This is a genomic window from Roseivirga thermotolerans, assembly GCF_014653175.1.
GTDB lineage: Bacteria > Bacteroidota > Bacteroidia > Cytophagales > Cyclobacteriaceae > Roseivirga > Roseivirga thermotolerans.
The window spans coordinates 252,487-270,975 of sequence record NZ_BNAG01000001.1 but is presented as its reverse complement, the minus strand read 5'-3'; the positions used below and the strand labels follow the sequence as shown (position 1 = coordinate 270,975).

The following is an 18,489-nucleotide window of genomic DNA, read 5'->3' as shown; positions in this document are numbered from 1 at the left end:
AAGCCCTACCTTTGCAGGCTCAAATTCGAAGGCATGACATTCAGAGAGGCTTTTTCCATTATTGATAAGAATAGAGTAAGTACCAAGAGCGATATTTTTTCAGGCTTAACAGTGGCTTTGGCTTTGGTGCCGGAGGCAGTTGCCTTTGCTTTTGTGGCAGGTATTTCTCCAATCATTGGTCTATACGGAGCCTTTATGATGGGGCTTATTACCTCCATTTTCGGGGGGAGGCCGGGTATGATTTCCGGTGCTACGGGAGCATTGGCTGTGGTAATGGTTCATTTGGTGGCCGAAGGTGAAGCCATGGGAGAAGGGCAAGGATTGCAGTTTCTCTTTGCTACGCTCATTCTTACGGGAATTATCCAGATGTCTGCCGGTTTTCTGAAGCTAGGAAAGTTCATCAGAATGGTGCCTCATCCGGTAATGATGGGCTTTGTGAATGGTCTGGCCATTGTGATCTTCATGTCGCAATTGGGCATGTTCAAATCGGGGGGCGAATGGCTGACAGGCAGTTCTCTCTTCATTATGCTAGGCCTGGTACTGCTCACCATGGCTATAATGGTTTTCTTGCCGCGTATTAATAAAGGAATTCCAGCCGCTTTGGTTGCTATTTTGGTGGTTTCGGCCATTGTAATATTTGGTGGAGTGGAAACAGCCACTGTAAAAAGCTTTATTCAGGATGGTGGCGGAGACGGCATCAAAGCCGGTCTGCCAACTTTCAATGTACCTGTTATTCCTCTCAATTGGGAGACCATCCGGTTTATATTTCCATACGCACTGATTTTAGCTGCTATTGGTCTGATTGAATCCTTAATGACCCTTAACCTGCTCGATGAACTGACAGAAACAAGAGGTAGTGGTAACCGTGAATGCGTGGCGCAGGGACTGGCCAACCTGACTAACGGATTCTTCGGAGGTATGGGAGGTTGTGCTATGATTGGTCAAAGTATCATCAACGTAAAGTCCGGTGGTAGAGGGAGGCTTTCAGGTGTAGTCGCAGCGGTGGCTCTACTAGCCTTCATTCTTTTCGGGTCGGAATATATCGAGATGATTCCCATCGCGGCCTTGGTGGGAGTAATGTTTATGGTGGTAATTGGCACCTTCGCCTGGAGTACCTTCAAGATTGTGAATAAAGTACCGAAATCAGATGTGATTGTGATCGTTTTGGTAACAGGTCTGACCGTAATTTTTGACTTGGCCATAGCCGTATTTGCCGGAGTAATTGTTTCGGCTTTGGTATTTGCCTGGGAGAATGCGCTGAGAATTCGTGCCAGAAAATCTATCGATGAGCATGGTATTAAGCACTATGAAATCTATGGCCCGCTTTTCTTCGGTTCCGTAAGCCTCTTTAATTCGAAGTTTGATGTAAAGGAAGACCCTCAAGAAGTGATCATCGATTTCAAAGAGTCCAGAATTATGGACCAGTCGGCTATAGAAGCCATCAACAAACTGGCTGAGAAGTATCAGAAAGAAGGGAAGAATATCCATCTGAGACACTTGAGTAAAGACTGTATCCGTATGATCAAAAAGGCAGAAAGCATCTGCGATGTCAACGTGCTGGAAGATCCGGATTACTTTGTGGCCATCGATAACTTCAATAAGTATAAGGCTGTGGAGGGTTAGTATTCGTTTTTATTGTATCTCCAGAGCCTGATGGAATTTCCTAGTGTGAATTGAATCAAATCAATACCTCTGAAGTACTGGTAGCCGAGTTCGATCTCGAATCTTTTAAAGATGCGATAATTTAGAGCTGTATTGAATTGAAGGTTTTTACCCCAAAAGGTTACAGACGATTCAAATGGCAGGTAATTATAATTACCTAAAGGGACTTCTTTTTTAATGCCAACTAAGACACCAAAGGTCTTTTTAGAGTCAAGTTCAAAGTGGTTTCTGCCTACACCAATATTTGCTTCAAAATATCTCAGCCTGGGTTGAAAAGAAAGCATGTAGCTCTCGTATCCACTGTTATCTTCAAAAGTAAGATTTTGATAAGCTATTGACGTTCCGATACTGACGTTAGGATAGGAATAAATCAGTCTCGGGAACCGAATCTTTGCATCAGTAAGCTTGGTCTCAGTATTGAAAAAATAGGAAGCTGATGATTCAAAGGTGAATGATCCGAAGTAGTCTGATACATACTTAAGCTTGCCCCCGATCAGCTTGTAATTTATTTCTACTCCCGCATATATGTGAATTCTATTTTGTCCTAAATCATCTTCGCTTGACCACGGTTTAAGTCCTACTTCAAGGAATTTTAGGTTCTGTAATGTAATAGTCCTTTCAACAAAACCAAGATAACGAAATAGCAATTGATCCCCATTGTCGGCTTTTATATAGAAATAGCCTTCCAAGTTGGACTTAGTGGTATCTTTTGTGTCTAGGTTTATAATGGTAACATAGGGCAAATAGAGGCTGTCCATTAAATCAAAAACTCTTCCATTAATATTTCCCTGACCCATCGCCTCCTGAGCAAGAAGAATAAAAATGAAGCAAGTCAGGATTTTCAATCGCATATTAGAAGAACAACTTTAACCGAGATGGCCCGAGTCTAAAGATTGACAATATCTTTGTAAATCAACTACAAACCATGAAAGACAAAGTAGTCATTATCACAGGGGGATCATCGGGAATTGGAAAGGCCCTGGCTATGGCATTCGCCAAAATGGGCAGCAAGGTGGTCATCACCGGGCGCAATGAAGTCAGGCTCAATGAGGTGGCCGAAGAGCTAGATCAGCTCAAGGCGCCTAACCTTTGCCTGAAGCTGGATGTGGCCAGCGAGGAGGACAATAAATTCCTTATTGATGAGACCGTGAAGATATTCGGAAGTCTGGATATCCTCATCAACAATGCCGGCATTAGCATGCGTGCTTTGTTAGAGGAAATTGAGCTCGATGTCTTCAAAAAGGTGATGGACATTAACTTCTATGGAACGCTTTATGCCACCAAGTATGCACTGCCTCATATTCTTAAATCTAAAGGTTCGATAGTGGGTATTTCGTCCATCAATGGCTACCGTGGAACTCCGGCCAGAACGGCTTATACGGCTTCTAAATATGCGATGAACGGCTTCTTTGAATCGTTGCGTACAGAAGTGATGCATAGAGGCGTTCATGTTTTGGTGGCCTGCCCAGGCTTTACCGGAACCAATATCCGTAATGCTGCGCTCACGGCAGACGGCACTTCTCAAGGAGAGTCCCCTCGCGATGAAGGCAAAATGATGACAGCAGAAGAAGTGGCTGATGGTATTATCAAAGCCGTCAAAAAGCGCAAGAGAGACATTGTCTTCACCACTCAAGGTAAACTGGCTGTTTTCCTTAATAAATGGATGCCCGGCCGAATGGACAAGATCGTTTTCAATGTCTTCGCAAAAGAACCGGACTCGCCCTTTGGGCGAGAGTAAACAGTTGAACAGAGAATCAGTGAACGGTCAATTAGAAATCAGTGCTAGAGGGAAGGAATAGAAACTTTTGGGATAAGATAAATGGGGTCAAGTATCTAGAAATCCCAGTTGATCTTTCAGTAGATTCTAAACCTGAAGAGATAAGACTATATAATTCAAAGAAGTACATACTTAATGGAGTAAAGGTCATAGGTGCAATTTATTTATTTGCCGTGGTTTTCTTTTTGGCGAAATTTATTCTGGGGCATAATGTGGTTTTAATTGATTTGGTCTGGCTAGGGCTAATTATGCTGGGTATTTGCGGACTCATTGCACTTCCCTTACTGGACAAAAGGCCTAAGGTCATTTGGGTATTGAATCGAAGAATACTTATATATCTTTCAAATATGTTGTCAATATGTATATCGAAGAGGTGCCTACTAAATATGGCAAAGACTATAGGTTAACAGCCATTGATAAGTATGGAGAAAAGAGGCAGGTGCTTTTAACTGGAGTTGGGCCAGATGTTCGTAAGACAGCTCAGATTATAGGAGGATATTATTCCTATTATTTAAATAGTAAAAAAGTAGGATAGATCAACCTCTTTCTATTTTCCGATTAACTGATCACTGTTATACTGATAACTAATCACTTTTCTCTATTTTCGGATAAGTCTGTAACTCCATTAACAGCACCAATGAAGGACATCCTCCAATCATACCTCAAACGGCTCACTAACCTTTCAGGTAACAACAGGTCGTTGCTTTTGCTGAAGCTGAATGTAGAGCAGTTTATCGACCTGCACGATCTGGATCATGTGAATGGAGTGCCTTCCTGGCAAATTATGGAGCACTTAATTACCAGAAAAAGTCAGGTAAAACTGGTGCCTCAGTCGGACGCCAGGGATGAGCTTTCCAATAAAATCGCAGCTCGACTTAAGAAGCTTAATCGCAGGGAAAAGTTTTTGTTTGAGGAATCCGGTGCCAGAGACATGTATGTAGGCTGGCCTTTTGTGGAAGGCAAGTTCAATGATGGTACCATCCTTCGTGCTCCGCTTTGCTTCTTTCCGGTAGAGCTTCAACTTGAAAAGGACCATTGGGCATTGAGCCTAAAGAAAGATGTAAACATCAGTTTCAACAAAAGCTTACTGTTGGCTTTTAGCCATTACAATCAAATTGAGGTTAAAGAAGAATTGGTGGAACATAGTTTCGATGATTACGACCGTCATGCCACCACCTTCAAAAACCAGCTATACGAGCAGATTTCAGCCAGTAGTATAGATATTCCTTTTAGCCGGGAGTTTTATGCAGAACAGTTAGAACCATTCCCCAATAAAGTCAAAGATCAATTAGAGCAAACTTACGATGTAGGTGAGTTAAGTCTAAAAATGCAGGCTGTTCTTGGACTATTTCCTCAGGCCGATTCGTACTTGGTTCCCGATTATGATTTTCTTTTGGAAACCAATCCGTATGAGTCGTTAGAGCAATTCTTCGAAGATCGTGTTCTCAGAGCCGAGACACCCGATTCTGCCAATTTTGACCCCGAAACTTTCTTTCTAAGTTCAGTAAAAGAAGACGAAACTTACACTCCCTTTCCGCTCGATGCTCATCAGGAAAATGCCCTAAAGGCTGTTAAGAAAGGTGGCTCCATAGTAGTTCAGGGCCCTCCCGGCACTGGCAAGTCACAACTCATTTGTAACCTGGTGTCTGATTTTATAGCCCGGGGCAAAAAAGTGCTTGTAGTCAGCCAAAAGAGAGCCGCTCTGGATGTAGTATATCACCGGCTTAAAGAACACGAAATTCATGAATTTGCAGCCCTTGTTCATGATTTTAAAGCCGACAGAAAAGACATTTACGATAAAATTGCTCGCCAAATCGATCGGCTTCAAGAATACAAAAGGAGTAACAACAATCTGGATGCCCTTCAACTCGACCGGCAGTTTAGGCAGGCCAGCCTTACCATTGAGGAGAATGTAGAGCAACTGGAGGAATACAAGGCGGCTTTGTTCGATAATTCGGAATGTGGACTCTCGGTAAAGGAACTATACCTCACTTCGAGTCCGGAGGCTGCTCACATATCCATGGTACAGGAGTATTCCGATTTTCACTTTAAGAAGCTCGATAAGTTTTTAAAGAAACTGGAGCTTTATTTTGACTATGCCAATGAATTGGACAGTGATGAGCACCCCTGGTCCGATCGGGTAAGCTTTGCCGGTTTCAGGGCGAGCGATTTGCAGGAAATTTTGAGCTGCTTGGATGAAATCCCTAAAGAGGCGCGAGCTATTGCCAGGCAGGTCTCTGAAATTATAGGAGAAGAAGTAGACTACGATGCCTGCCGAACCATTAGTGAAAACCTTGAGCGCCTTAGAGAGATAAACGCCTACTTAAAAAACGAGGAAATTTACAGGCTTTTCAGGCCAATGACGGCTTTCCCAAACGCTCAGACAGAATTGCTGTGGTTAAAAAATACCCGTAACCTTCTGAACAAATGTTTTGAGGGAAATGGCGTAGAGCAGACCATTCCGGCCAATGAAATAGGAGAGGTACAGCAAATACTTAAGCAGAGATCCGATGCCAAAAATTCGGCTTGGAAATCGTTTAAATGGCGTTTCTCAAAAGAAAAACTGCGATTGGCCAGAATACTGGTAGCCAATGGTTTGCGAGATGATAAGGCCGCCCTTAGAATACTCACAGAGCGAATCGATAATCGCCTCAATCTGCAACATCAGCTTACCAAGCTTCGCAGCGTGGGCTGGATAAATTCTGTACCCAAGACCTTGTCTCAGGAAGAAATAAATCAATGGATCGACCATTTGGAGATGGCCGTAAACGGTAAACTGCGATTCAATTCATTTGCCAATTTCAACGAGTATTTTAAGCTCAATAAGCTTTCTGCTAAAGAGTTCCGGTCTAAAATTAAAGAGCTAAGAAAGGCTCTTGAGCCACTGCCGGCTAGGCGCAGCCGGTGGAACAAGTACATTGAGCCGCCTCAAATCGACAGACTTCTCGTTGATGAGGATTTTTTGAAGGCTTTGCGAAAAAGTGTGAAACGAGATTTTGAGACTCTCTGTGAGTTAGATAAACTGAGGGAGTCCTTCTCAGATAAAGAGTTGGCCATTGTAGATCGGTTGGCTGATTTGCACCTTGCCCACAAAAAAGAAGTACTGCAAGTGTTTGATAACAGCTTGCGACTGGCATGGATAGACCATATTGAGAGTAAAAACCCCATTCTAAGAGCTGTATCCACTTTAAAGTTCGACCGACTTATTTCTGAACTCCGGGAGGCTGTGGAACAAAAGGCTGAAGCCAGCAATCAGATATTACTACAAAAGGCGCGTGAAAGAACTTATGAGGGTATTGAATTCAATCGCTTGAATAACATGGTCACTTATCGCGAGTTGCTCCATCAGGTGACCAAAAAGCGAAAGATATGGCCTGTTCGCAGAGTTATTAATCACTTTTATCAAGAGTTGTTCAACCTGGTGCCCTGCTGGCTTGCTTCTCCGGAATCTGTTTCGGCTATTTTTCCCATGGAGTCTGTGTTCGATCTGGTGATTTTTGATGAGGCCAGCCAATGCTTTGCGGAGAAAGGTTTGCCGGCCATTTACAGAGGTAAGCAAGTGGTGGTGGCTGGTGACGATCAGCAATTGAAACCCAACGATTTGTACAGAGTGCGCTGGGAAGACGATTCGGAAGAGATGGCTCTGGAGGTAGAATCGCTTTTAGAGCTTAGCCGTAATTTCCTTATGCAGGTGCATCTGAGAGGTCATTACAGAAGTCAGTCTCAAGAGCTAATTCAATTCTCTAATGAGCATTTCTACCAAAATAAACTCACTATGCTTCCTCATTTTGATGTGGCCAATGGAACTGAACCTGCCATAGAATATATCAAGGTGAAAGGCCGGTGGGAAAAACAAAGTAATCTTGAGGAAGCCAGCGAAGTGGTAGAAGTGGTAAAGTCTTTTCTGAGAAAGAAGACAGAGTACAGTTTGGGGGTGGTTACATTCAATGGGGTTCAGCAAGGACTGATAATAGACTTACTGGAAGAAGAAGGGTTAATGGATAAAGGATCCCTGTTTGTGAAAAATATAGAGAATGTTCAGGGCGATGAACGCGATGTGATCATTTTCAGTACGGGTTACGCACCAGACGCGAATGGCAAGATGAATGTACAGTTTGGTAGCCTCAATCAGGTGGGGGGAGAAAACAGATTGAACGTGGCCATTACCCGGGCCAGACAAAAGGTGGTGATCGTTACTTCTATTTTGCCTTCGCAGCTCAAGGTAGAAGATACCAGGAATGAAGGCCCCAAAATGTTAAAGGCCTATTTAAAATATGCCAAGCAGGTCTCTGACAAAGAAATGGATATTACACTTACTATAGATAAGGGGTTTGAACAAGAGTGGTATTTAAAGAATAAGCTTATAGCACTGGAAGGGGAGTTGCCCGTAAAAATGAAGTCCGATTCTGTTTATGCAGATATTGCCTTGATGCGTAGGAATAAGTATCTGGGCCTGATCTTTACGGACGATAATTCCTTCTACGTGAGTACCTCAGTGAAAGAAAGTTTTGTTTACAGACCGGCACTGCTTAGTGCTAAAGCCTGGCCCTATCGCCTAATGCACTCTCGCGACTATTGGCAAAATGGTACCAATGTAAAAGATAAAATCAGCCGATTTATTGAGTTGGTAGATAGTGTGAGGTAAGCACACATCTTGCTGCACGGTATAAGGTTTAGGGGGCTGTAGACCTCTATTCTTGATTTAGCAAGGATTAAGATCTAATTGGCTTCTTCTACTCTTACCCCCACCGAATGCACACCTGCCAGGGATTCACTTCTCATATATTGAGCCACCCTAAAAGTGTATTTACCAGGTTGGGGAAAGGAGTATCCTTCCAAAATGCGCTCAGAAGACTGGTAAATACTGCTGCCTTTACCAAGAGGTTTGCCGCTTACCTCATCGAACAGGGAAATATTAATGAGGTCGGAGGTAACCTGCTCATTTTGTTCATCGAGCAGGTAGTAAGTCACATAAAGGTTTTGAAACGGATATTCAAGGTCATTTCTGAGCTTGAAGTAAATGTTTTTGGGAGTTGTATCCTCTATTTCAAAGCTGAACTCCGGCATTTCGTTCATGTGCCAGCTTTTCTGTTCAAAGCTTTGGTCGTCTTCAAATACCCTTTGGGCATCGCATGCCCACACGAAGAGGAGAAGGGTTGCAATGGCTAACTTAGCTTTTCTGGTCATTGTCCGGGCGATTCCGCTTCTTAAAGTTTCGGTTCTTTTTACGAGGGGGCTTTGGTTTGCCTTTGGCTGCTACTGTGCCGCTTTGTGGAGCCGCTTTTGCCTCGGGCTTTTTCGGGCCTTTTTGGGCACCTGTTTTGCCTTTGTCGTTTCTGGGGCCTCTGCGCTTCTTGGCTTTTTTTCGAGCATCTTTTTTCTTAAACCGCTCGTCCATGCGCTCCAGGTCACTATTAATGGTAGCTTCTACCGGGCTTACAGCCGCTTTGTCTTCGGTTAGCGATTCGGGGATTTCACCTTTCTGATTCAGGGCAAGAATTTCTTTTACACGCGCTGTGGGTATGGGATGCCAGCTGTTTTCATCGCCATAGCTAAACCACATTATTTTTCTGAAAATATCAGTTTTTTGTAGTCGCGCTTCCCCTTTACTGGTTTTAAGCTTGGTCACTTCAGGAATATCTTCCAGAGCTTCCATATAAGTGTCCAGCTCATAATTAAGGCAGCACTTGAGTCGGCCGCACTGGCCGGAAAGTTTACTCGGATTGAGGCTAAGGTTTTGGTAGCGGGCTGCGGCTGTAGATACACTTTTAAACTCGCTGAGCCAGGTAGAACAGCACAGTTCGCGTCCGCAAGATCCTATGCCACCAAGGCGACCAGCCTCCTGTCTCAGGCTTATTTGTCGCATTTCTACCCGAATTTTAAATTCGGCTGCCAGCACTTTAATCAACTCCCGAAAATCTACCCGGTCATCGGCAGAATAGTAGAAAGTAGCTTTGGTGTTGTCGGCCTGAAACTCAATATCGGTGAGTTTCATTTCCAGCTTTTGTTCCAGAATAATGTTTCGGGTGCGATAGAGGGCAGGCATTTCGCGCTTTCTCACCTGCTCAAATTTTTCGAGGTCTTTGAGTGTGGCTTTGCGATAGATTTGGCGAATTTCATCGTTGACTTCAACACTCTTCTTTTTCATTTGAAGTCTTACAAGTTCGCCTTGCATGGATACGTGCCCCAGATGATGCCCTCCGGGAACATCTACAATTACGGCCTCTCCGGTAACAAGATCCAGGTGGTTTTCATTCTTAAAGAACTCTTTGCGGCCGTTTTTAAAACGTACCTCCACTATGTTGAACTTCTCCTGAACCGGCACGTCCATATTGGAGAGCCAATCAAAAACGTTCAGCTTATTGCAACCACCCGTGGCACAGCCACCATTGTTATTGCATCCTGCTGTTTTGCCTGCTACACTTGTTCCACAACTACAACTCATATATTTACTAAGCCCAAGGCCAGAAGTCTATTGTTTAAGCAATCTTAGAATATCCTGGCCAATGTCTCTACGATGATACTCATCTGTCCAGGAAATTTTGCTGACACCATTATAAGCATTTTCGAGGGCTTTTTCTACCGATTCGCCTTTTCCGGTAATGGCCAGCACCCGACCACCATTGGTAACGATGTCTTGCGAGTCGTTCAGCTTGGTTCCTGCATGAAACACCAAAGCCCCATTTACCTCGTTCAATCCGCTGATGGGGTGACCTTTGGGGTAGCTGCCTGGGTAGCCACCGGAAACCATTACCACTGTAGTAAAAGCTTCATTGTGTGTCGTATAATCCACCTCGGCCAGCCGTTCTTGTGCAGTAGCTTGCAGTAGTTCCAATAAGTCCGATTTAATCTTAGGTATGACAACCTGGGTTTCAGGGTCTCCCATTCGAACGTTATACTCAATTACATAAGGGTCTCCACCAACATTCATAAGGCCAATGAAAATAAAGCCTTTGTAGTCGATATTTTCTTCCTTCAGGCCTTTTACGGTTGGCTTTACAATGCGCTCTTCTACTTTTTGCATAAAGTCTCCTGCTGCAAAGGGTACTGGAGTTACAGCTCCCATACCGCCAGTGTTCAGCCCCGTATCGTTTTCTCCTATGCGTTTGTAGTCTTTGGCTTCGGGCAGAATTTTGTAGCTATGCCCATCGGTAAGTACAAAAACCGACAATTCAATACCCTGAAGGTATTGCTCAATAACCACCCTGCTGGAAGCATCGCCAAACTTGGCTTCCACCAGCATCTCTTGTAGGGTTTCGCGGGCCTGCTCGGTGGTTTCTGCAATAATTACTCCCTTACCGGCTGCTAGTCCGTCAGCTTTGAGCACTACCGGCAGTGGGTGGCTCGAAACGTAATTGAGTCCCTCTTCAAGATTTTCGCGGGTAAATGTTTTGGAACGGGCGGTGGGTATGCCGTGTCGTTCCATAAAGCGCTTAGAAAAATCCTTGCTCCCCTCTAGTTGAGCCCCGTTAGCTGAAGGGCCTACCAGTCCGACCTTCTTTAGTTCATCATCTTTGGCAAAGTAGTCGGCAATACCTTTTACCAAAGGGTCTTCTGGCCCTACAACTACCAAATCAATTTGTTCTTGTTTTACAAAGTGGCCAATGCCTTCAAAATCCGTCACGGTCAGGGCCACGTTAGTCCCTACTTGTGCTGTGCCCGCATTGCCGGGAGCAATAAACAGGGCTTCGCATTGTTTGCTTTGAGCAATTTTCCAACTGAGGGCGTGTTCTCTGCCACCGCTACCAAGAACAAGGACTTTCATAGATTATAAGGATTTTTTGAAAGCCTCAAAGGTAATTAATTTGCGTATTCTGAAAGGAATTTAATACGCATCAATCGTAGGTCTTCTTCAGTAATGTCTTCCCCATCAAATTCGTCCATGGCTTCTTTAATGTCGTCAGACTCGGCATTCATAAAGTAGTTCATTATGTCGTCCTGCAGGTCTTCGTCCATAATTTGATCCAGGTAATAGTCCAGGTTGAGTTTGGTGCCTGCAAAACAGATAATTTCCATTTCGTCTATCAACTCTTCCATAGACCACCCTTTTTGTTCGGCTACTTCTTCCAGGTCTATTTTTCGGTCTACCTGCTGAATAATGTAAATTTTGTTTTTGGACTTATTGCCCGAAGATTTAATAACTACTACATCTTCAATGTCAATCTCATTATCCTCTACATACTGTTTAATGAGTCGCATGAATGAGGCTCCGAACTTTTGTACTTTGCCCATGCCAATGCCATTTACGTTGGCCAGAGCTTCCGGAGTGGTGGGGTAGGTGGTAGCCATCTCCTGCAGCGAGGGATCCTGAATAATCACATAGGGTGGAAGATTTTTCTCTTTGGCTATTTTCTTTCTTTCAGCTTTCAAAAGGTCAAAAAGCACCTTGTCGTAAGAACTACCGGGGTTTGGCGAAGCAGGAGTTTCATTGCTTTCATCCTCCGTTTCGTCTACATCGCTAAAATCCAGGTCTTTGGTGAACTCAATGTATTCGGGCTTTTCAACAAACTTTCGGCCTTTTTGCGTGCATTTGAGCAGACCTATGTTTTCTATGTCTTTTTCAATAAGCTCATTGAGTAGCGTTTGTCTTACTACCGACTTCCAAAAGCTTTCGTCTTCACCTTTTCCTTTGCCATAAACGGGCAACTTGTCGTGCTTGTAGCTTTTTACATACTGGTTGCTGGAGCCTCTGATCACGTTGACCAGATGACTCATGCCAAAACGTTCTTCCGTTTGCAGTACGGCTTCAATAACCGTTTGGGCATATTGTTGCCCATCATATTTTTCTCTCTGATAGCGACAGTTGTCGCACATTCCCGATTCTTTGCAGTGTGTATCGTCATACTCCTCACCAAAGTAGTGGAGGAGTTGCTTTCTACGACATACGGCCGACTCCGCATAGGAAGCCATCTCCTCAAGCAATATTTTGGCGTTTTCCTTTTCAGTAACAGGCTTGTCTTTGTTGAATTTTTCGAGTTTGAGAATATCGTTGTACCTGTAGAACATGATGCACTGACCTTCCAGTCCGTCTCTACCTGCCCTACCGGTTTCCTGATAGTATCCTTCTAATGACTTGGGCACATCGTAGTGAATTACAAACCGTACGTCCGGTTTGTCTATTCCCATGCCGAAAGCAATGGTGGCCACAATCACATCCACTTCCTCGTTGAGAAAATCGTCCTGATTCTTCATTCGAACGGCCGGGTCGAAGCCGGCATGATATGGAGCCGCCTTAAATCCGTTCACCCGCAAGAACTCGGCAATTTCTTCTACCTTCTTGCGGCTCAGGCAATATATAATCCCCGACTTGCCCTGATTCTCCCTGATGAACTTAATAAGCTGTTTTTTAATGCCTTTTTTGGGGCGAACTTCATAGTAAAGGTTTTCCCGGTTAAAAGAAGACTTGAACAAATCGGCTCCCTCCATTTGCAGGTTGCGTTGAATATCAAGCTGTACTTTAGGGGTGGCTGTGGCCGTAAGGGCTATGATAGGGATTTGGCCCAGATGGTCGATTATAGACTTTATTCGCCTGTATTCAGGCCGGAAGTCGTGGCCCCATTCAGAAATACAGTGGGCCTCATCGATAGCCGCAAACGATATTTTGGCCTGGCGGAGGAAGTCTACATTTTCTTCTTTAGTAAGCGACTCAGGGGCTATGTATAGTAACTTGAGTTCACCGGCAAGGGTAGCCTTTTTTATTTTGTTTATCTCAGATTTTGAGAGTGTTGAGTTGAGGAACCGGGCTTTGATGCCAACCGCATTGAGCTGGTCTACCTGATTCTTCATTAAGGCGATAAGCGGGGAAATAACTATAGCGGTGCCCTCTTGCACAATAGCAGGCATCTGGTAGCACATGGACTTTCCTGCGCCTGTAGGCATAATCACAAAGGTGTTTCTACCTGCTAATAAGTTCAGTATTATTTTTTCCTGATTCCCCCTGAATTGATCATAGCCGAATACCTCCTTCAGCTTAGATCGTAGTACATCAACACTTACCATATTAATTAGGCTAAACCCATTTGGAATGAGACCATTACTTATATTTGTCGCACAAAATTAATGTGCGCTTCCATTGAATTTAAATAAAAATATTCAAACAATAGCCAAAGAGACGCTTCGCAAAGAAGCTGACGCCATAATTAAGGTTATTGAGTATATAGACCAAGATTTTGAGCAAGTAGTTCACGAAATACTTTCCATGAAAGGTAGGTTGGTGATTACCGGGGTGGGAAAAAGCGCCATAATTGCCAACAAGATTGTGGCCACACTCAACTCTACGGGTACTCCGGCCATTTTTATGCATGCGGCCGATGCCATTCATGGCGACATGGGAATGATAAGGGAGGAAGACATGGTGATGTGTATTTCCAAAAGCGGAAATACGGAAGAAATAAAAGTGTTGCTTCCTCTCCTGAAACGCACTGGAGCCAAAATAATAGGGCTGGTGAGTAATGAAGATTGTTATGTGGCCAAACATGCCGACTATGTATTGAAAGCCATAGTGGCCGAAGAAGCCGATCCTAACAACCTGGCGCCAACCACCAGCACAACGGTACATATGGCTGTGGGCGATGCTCTGGCTGTGGCCTTGTTGTGGGCCAGAGGATTTACTTCAGAAGATTTTGCGCGGTATCATCCCGGTGGCTCGCTGGGTAAACAACTCTACTTAAAGGTAGATGATATATATCCAAAGAACGAATTGCCCGTTGTTCAAGAAACTGACTTGGTGAAAGCCAGTATTTTAGTAATTTCAAAAAAGAGGCTGGGAGCCGCTGCAGTGGTCAATGCACAGAACGAATTGGTGGGTATTTTTACCGATGGCGACCTGAGACGGATGCTCGAGAAGTACGATGATTTTTCGGCACTGACTATTGCAGAAGTAATGACGCGCAACCCTAAAACCATTGCGAAAGGGGAGTATGCCCTACGGGCACTCAATCAAATGCGTGAGCATGATATTAACCAATTAATAGTAGTAGATCAGAAGCGGGTAGTAGGCTTTTTGCACATCAGTGACCTGCTGAATGAAGGAATAGTATAATCATGGCACAAAATTATGTAGTTATCATGGCGGGCGGAATCGGCAGTAGATTCTGGCCATATAGCCGTGCAAATAAACCCAAACAATTTCTGGATGTACTGGGCACAGGCCGGTCGTTAATTCAGATGACATACGACAGGTTTCTGAATATATGCCCCAATGAAAACATTTATGTAATTACCAACAAGAGCTACTACAACCTGGTGAAGGAGCAGTTGCCCGACTTGTCTGACGATCAGATTTTGTTGGAACCCATTGGGAGAAACACGGCTGCAGCGGTGGCTTATCCGGCTTTTAAGATTAAGCAGAGAGACCCTGAAGGGATTATGATTGTGGCTCCTTCCGATCACGTGGTGTTTAAGGAAAAGATTTTTGAAGAGAATATTGCCATTGCTACCAAAGCGGCCAAAGGCTCTGAAAAACTGATAACATTGGGTATAGTACCTAGCCGACCGGAAACGGGGTATGGCTATATACAATACCACTCTAGCCCGCTAAAGAAGGTTAAGAAGGTAAAAACCTTTACAGAAAAACCAGAGCTGGAGTTGGCTCAAAAGTTTATTGAAAGTGGCGATTTTGTGTGGAATGCAGGCATTTTCGTTTGGTCTATAGAAGCTATTACAAACGCCTTTCATCGGTATCTGGAAGATATTGCTGTCATTTTTGAAGAAGGAGCCGATAAGTATTATACTGCCGGAGAGCAGGAGTTTATCGATAAGGCTTACACCCTGTGCAAAAGTATTTCCATTGATTATGGAATAATGGAGAAGGCCGATGAGGTATACATGGTTAAGGGAAAGTTCGATTGGTCTGACCTTGGTAGCTGGGATTCACTTCACGAGATTAAAGAAAAAGACAAAAATGGTAATGTGGTAGATGCCAACGCCTTGTTGTATGACTCTACCAACTGTTATATAAAAGGACCAAAGGATACGCTAATTGTAGCTCAGGAGCTCGATGGCTATTTGGTTACCCACTCAGACAACGTGGTGCTCATTTGTAAAAAAGATGCTGAAAAGAAATTCAGAGAGTTCTTAAGTGACGCCAAAGAGCGGGGAGCAGGTTTTGCCTGAGGTCGATCATTGAATTGAGGCTCTGAATAATAAAGCCCTGGTAATGATTACAGCCAAACCAGGGCTTTGTTTTGTCTTGGGTATACCAACAGTGGACCACCTACCCCCTAGCTTAACCGCTGGCGCAGTACTTCGTAAACAATCACTCCCGTGGCCACCGAAACATTAAGAGACTCAATTTGGCCTACTACAGGCAGTTTCACATGGCTATCGGCCAGTTTCAAATATTCTTGCGAAATACCATCCTCTTCCGAACCCATGAGAATAGCCAGAGGTACACTTAAGTCTGCCGAATACACCAATGCATCTGCTTTTTCTGAGCAGGCAACCACCTGTATGCCATTATCCTGAATTTCCCGAATGGTAGTTTTTAGATTCTCTACCCGGCAAATAGGTATATGATTGAGTGCTCCTGCCGAAGTTTTCATGGCATCAGCACCCAGTTGGGCGGTACCACGGCTGGGTACCACAATGGCGTCAACACCGGCACATTCGGCCGTTCGGGCTATGGCTCCAATATTGCGCACATCCGTAACCCTGTCGAGAATAATCAGCAATGGGGTTTCTGCTTTGGCGTAAGCTTCGGAAATCACATGATCAAGCGAGGCATAGACTACCGATGATAAGTAGGCTATTGCCCCCTGATGATTCTTTTTGGTAATGCGGTTCAGTTTTTCTACCGGCACTTTCTGAACGGGAATAGAGTGGCCTTTTGCCAGCTGCAACAGCTCCAAAATCAATTCGTTTCGCAAATCTTTTTGCACGAGCAACTTATCGATTTCTTTGCCTGCCTGTATGGACTCTATGACAGCCCTTGTGCCATAGATGTAGTCTGTTTTATGTTGCTGATTCATTCAATTATTCTTCCGTTGCGCCACTGAGATACGGCCAATAGCCAGTTTTCCTTATATCTTTTGCCCCTAATGAGCTTGTGCTTTGTAATTCCGTCTTCCTGCACTATATCGAATATAAAACGTATTCGGCCTCCTTCACTATCCGGAAAAACCCAAAGTTCTGTCCGTTCATTACGAAATACCTGTATGGGATCTCCCATAATTATGTAGACCATTCCGCGGTCGGTTTTCCAACCGGCCTTATTCTCGGTAAAGAGCCTGGCTGCCTTTCTAACTCTTCTGTAGTAGAACTTTATGAAGTCTTTGGCTATTCTTTCGTTAGCCGAAATGGTATTGTTTACAAACTCTTCGAATACCAACCGGGTTTCTTCCGGCCCTCTCAATGCTTTGTATTCATCGTTGGTTGTCACATAAATAAGGGGTTGAACAAGCTCTGAGTAATCATTGAAATAGGGATAAAATTCATCGGCCACAAGAATTTTGAGCGATTGGTTGGGAGCTTGTGCTGCTCTGATGGTGTAAAAACCTTCGTTGTAAAACTCAAAAACCTCACCTTCATTTACACCATACAGTGTGTCTAGCAATACTTCGGAAGGTTGGGGTTGTTCCGTTTCGTCAAACGGAGGCATAGCCACCGCTTTGTTGTTTTCAATGCCACTGATTTCGTAATTGAGAGGAGTACCAAAAGGGTTTACCAGCCGCACCGCTCTGTTCCGGTTCAGGTAACGGGCAAAGTAAGGAATGTCTTTGTCTACCTCCATCAATAAAAAAGATGGTGGGGGAGTATCTGCCTCAATCAAGGGAATATCAATGTAGTAGTGGGTGTCTTTAATGATGTTGTACACATCTACCACCAGAAGCTTGTCGTTTTCTTCTCGTTCGAAGTTTAGCTCGTAAGTATACTGTCTAAAGGCAATGTCAACCACCTGGCTGGTATCAATTCGGGTGTTTTCTGTTACCGACTTTTCATCGATGTAGCTGCCGCGAACATCATAGCTAAGCTGAAAATCCGAGATGCGCACGTTGCCACTGTTGAGCATGAAGTTGAAGTATACCTTAAACTGGTTGCCCTGAGACACTGTTTTGTGTCGAACGAGAAACTCATGCTCCTCATCATAGAGAAAGCTGAGGTCTGATGAGCTCATCCTTCCCTGAGCCCAGACCAGGCTGCTCCATAGGAGTAGTAGTGCCGAACATAGCGTTTTCATGCCGTTGCTTTCCATCAAAAATAGCAGATATGTGCTTAGCCGGAACAAATTTGAACGAATTCGGGATATTCCCCTAATTTTGGCCAAATTTTACACATGGCTACTTACACTACAGAAATTGCCTCTGACAAAATTCCTTCAGACAATCCCATTCACCAACGATTGCTTCAGGCCTATTATTTGGCCATGCCGTCTATAAAAGGACAGTTGCTGGAACTGGGGTGTGGCGAAGGACGTGGAGTAGAATTGCTAAGTCCACTGGCTGATGGATATGTGGCATTGGATAAGATTGGTGAGGTGATCGAACGTCTGCAGCAGAAATATCCCGGAGTAGATTTTAGGCAAGCCGTTTTTCCGCCATTCAAAGGCCTGGCCGACAATAGTTTCGATACCATAGTGAGTTTTCAGGTAATTGAACATGTAAAAGAAGATAAAGCCTTTTTAAAAGAGATATACAGGGTGCTGAAGCCGGGGGGCAAAGCCGTGTTGACAACCCCAAATATTAAGAAAACCCTCACTCGTAACCCTTGGCATGTGAGAGAATATACGGCTCAGGAGTTAACCCAATTGGCACAGACCATTTTTCCGAAAGTCACCATGAAGGGGGTTGGCGGCAACCATAAGGTTATGGCCTACTACGAGCAGAATAAGAAGGCCGTGGAAAAAATAACCCGGTTCGATATTTTCAATCTGCAGTACAGGCTGCCCGCTCCTTTGTTAAGAATACCGTACGATATACTCAATCGCCTGAACCGAAACAAGCTCAATACGGCCAATACAGGACTTGTTGCTGAAATAAAGCATACGGATTATGTACTGATAGATGAGGCCGATGAGGCACTCGATTTATTTCTTGTGGTGGAGAAGTAGTGCG

Annotated in this window: 14 protein-coding genes; 7 read left to right on the top strand and 7 right to left on the bottom strand. The window is 44.1% G+C overall.

All coding sequences use genetic code 11. The features are described 5' to 3' along the window. Positions 1-33: 33 nt before the first annotated feature. Positions 34-1,623 carry a SulP family inorganic anion transporter gene (locus IE164_RS01185; protein ID WP_189628355.1) on the top strand — a complete coding sequence of 530 codons (1,590 nt, stop codon included), beginning with the start codon at positions 34-36 and terminating at the stop codon, positions 1,621-1,623. Here IE164_RS01185 and IE164_RS01180 read toward each other — a convergent pair. After that, on the bottom strand, positions 1,620-2,513 hold the full coding sequence (locus IE164_RS01180) for a peptidase associated/transthyretin-like domain-containing protein (RefSeq protein WP_189628354.1): 894 nt from the start codon (positions 2,511-2,513) through the stop codon (positions 1,620-1,622). The two genes, IE164_RS01185 and IE164_RS01180, sit on opposite strands and share 4 nt — an antisense overlap. A 74-nt stretch (positions 2,514-2,587) precedes the next feature. Between IE164_RS01180 and IE164_RS01175 the strand changes: the two genes are divergently transcribed. From IE164_RS01175 to IE164_RS01165, 3 genes are all read left to right on the top strand, one after another. Then, a complete protein-coding gene (locus IE164_RS01175; protein WP_189628353.1) occupies positions 2,588-3,400 on the top strand; it encodes an SDR family oxidoreductase in 813 nt (270 codons plus the stop codon). 397 nt (positions 3,401-3,797) lie between these two features. After that, on the top strand, positions 3,798-3,974 hold the full coding sequence (locus tag IE164_RS01170; RefSeq protein WP_189628352.1) for a hypothetical protein: 177 nt from the start codon (positions 3,798-3,800) through the stop codon (positions 3,972-3,974). 102 nt (positions 3,975-4,076) lie between these two features. After that, positions 4,077-8,084 carry an AAA domain-containing protein gene (locus tag IE164_RS01165; protein ID WP_189628351.1) on the top strand — a complete coding sequence of 1,336 codons (4,008 nt, stop codon included), beginning with the start codon at positions 4,077-4,079 and terminating at the stop codon, positions 8,082-8,084. 74 nt (positions 8,085-8,158) lie between these two features. Here the strand turns inward: IE164_RS01165 and IE164_RS01160 are convergent, their stop codons facing one another. The 4 genes from IE164_RS01160 to recQ are packed head-to-tail and all read right to left on the bottom strand — an operon-like array spanning position 8,159 to position 13,438. Then, complete coding sequence (locus tag IE164_RS01160; protein ID WP_189628350.1) at positions 8,159-8,626, bottom strand: gliding motility lipoprotein GldH; 468 nt, start codon at positions 8,624-8,626, stop codon at positions 8,159-8,161. After that, positions 8,610-9,884 carry a PSP1 domain-containing protein gene (locus IE164_RS01155; protein ID WP_189628349.1) on the bottom strand — a complete coding sequence of 425 codons (1,275 nt, stop codon included), beginning with the start codon at positions 9,882-9,884 and terminating at the stop codon, positions 8,610-8,612. The genes IE164_RS01160 and IE164_RS01155 overlap by 17 nt, the downstream gene beginning before the upstream one ends. A 27-nt stretch (positions 9,885-9,911) precedes the next feature. After that, on the bottom strand, positions 9,912-11,204 hold the full coding sequence (gene purD / locus IE164_RS01150) for a phosphoribosylamine--glycine ligase (RefSeq protein ID WP_189628348.1): 1,293 nt from the start codon (positions 11,202-11,204) through the stop codon (positions 9,912-9,914). 35 nt (positions 11,205-11,239) lie between these two features. Further along, positions 11,240-13,438 carry a DNA helicase RecQ gene (gene recQ, locus IE164_RS01145; RefSeq protein WP_189628347.1) on the bottom strand — a complete coding sequence of 733 codons (2,199 nt, stop codon included), beginning with the start codon at positions 13,436-13,438 and terminating at the stop codon, positions 11,240-11,242. A gap of 73 nt (positions 13,439-13,511) precedes the next feature. Between recQ and IE164_RS01140 the strand changes: the two genes are divergently transcribed. Beyond that, complete coding sequence (locus IE164_RS01140; RefSeq protein ID WP_189628346.1) at positions 13,512-14,480, top strand: KpsF/GutQ family sugar-phosphate isomerase; 969 nt, start codon at positions 13,512-13,514, stop codon at positions 14,478-14,480. A 2-nt stretch (positions 14,481-14,482) separates the two neighbouring features. Next, positions 14,483-15,553, top strand: coding sequence for a mannose-1-phosphate guanylyltransferase (locus tag IE164_RS01135; protein WP_189628345.1), 1,071 nt, complete (start codon positions 14,483-14,485; stop codon positions 15,551-15,553). A 107-nt stretch (positions 15,554-15,660) separates the two neighbouring features. On the opposite strand, the gene rlmB is transcribed toward IE164_RS01135, so the two are convergent. Beyond that, positions 15,661-16,407: a 23S rRNA (guanosine(2251)-2'-O)-methyltransferase RlmB gene (gene rlmB, locus IE164_RS01130; RefSeq protein WP_189628344.1), complete on the bottom strand. Its 747-nt coding sequence runs from the start codon at positions 16,405-16,407 to the stop codon at positions 15,661-15,663. Next, positions 16,404-17,615, bottom strand: a complete 1,212-nt coding sequence (locus IE164_RS01125) for a GWxTD domain-containing protein (RefSeq protein ID WP_189628343.1) — start codon at positions 17,613-17,615, stop codon at positions 16,404-16,406. The genes rlmB and IE164_RS01125 overlap by 4 nt, the downstream gene beginning before the upstream one ends. 96 nt (positions 17,616-17,711) lie before the next feature. Here IE164_RS01125 and IE164_RS01120 point away from each other — a divergent pair, with 96 nt between their 5' ends. After that, the gene (locus IE164_RS01120) at positions 17,712-18,485 is read left to right on the top strand and encodes a class I SAM-dependent methyltransferase (protein ID WP_189628342.1); all 774 of its coding nucleotides are present in this window, start codon (positions 17,712-17,714) and stop codon (positions 18,483-18,485) included. The last annotated feature ends 4 nt before the right edge of the window (positions 18,486-18,489 follow it).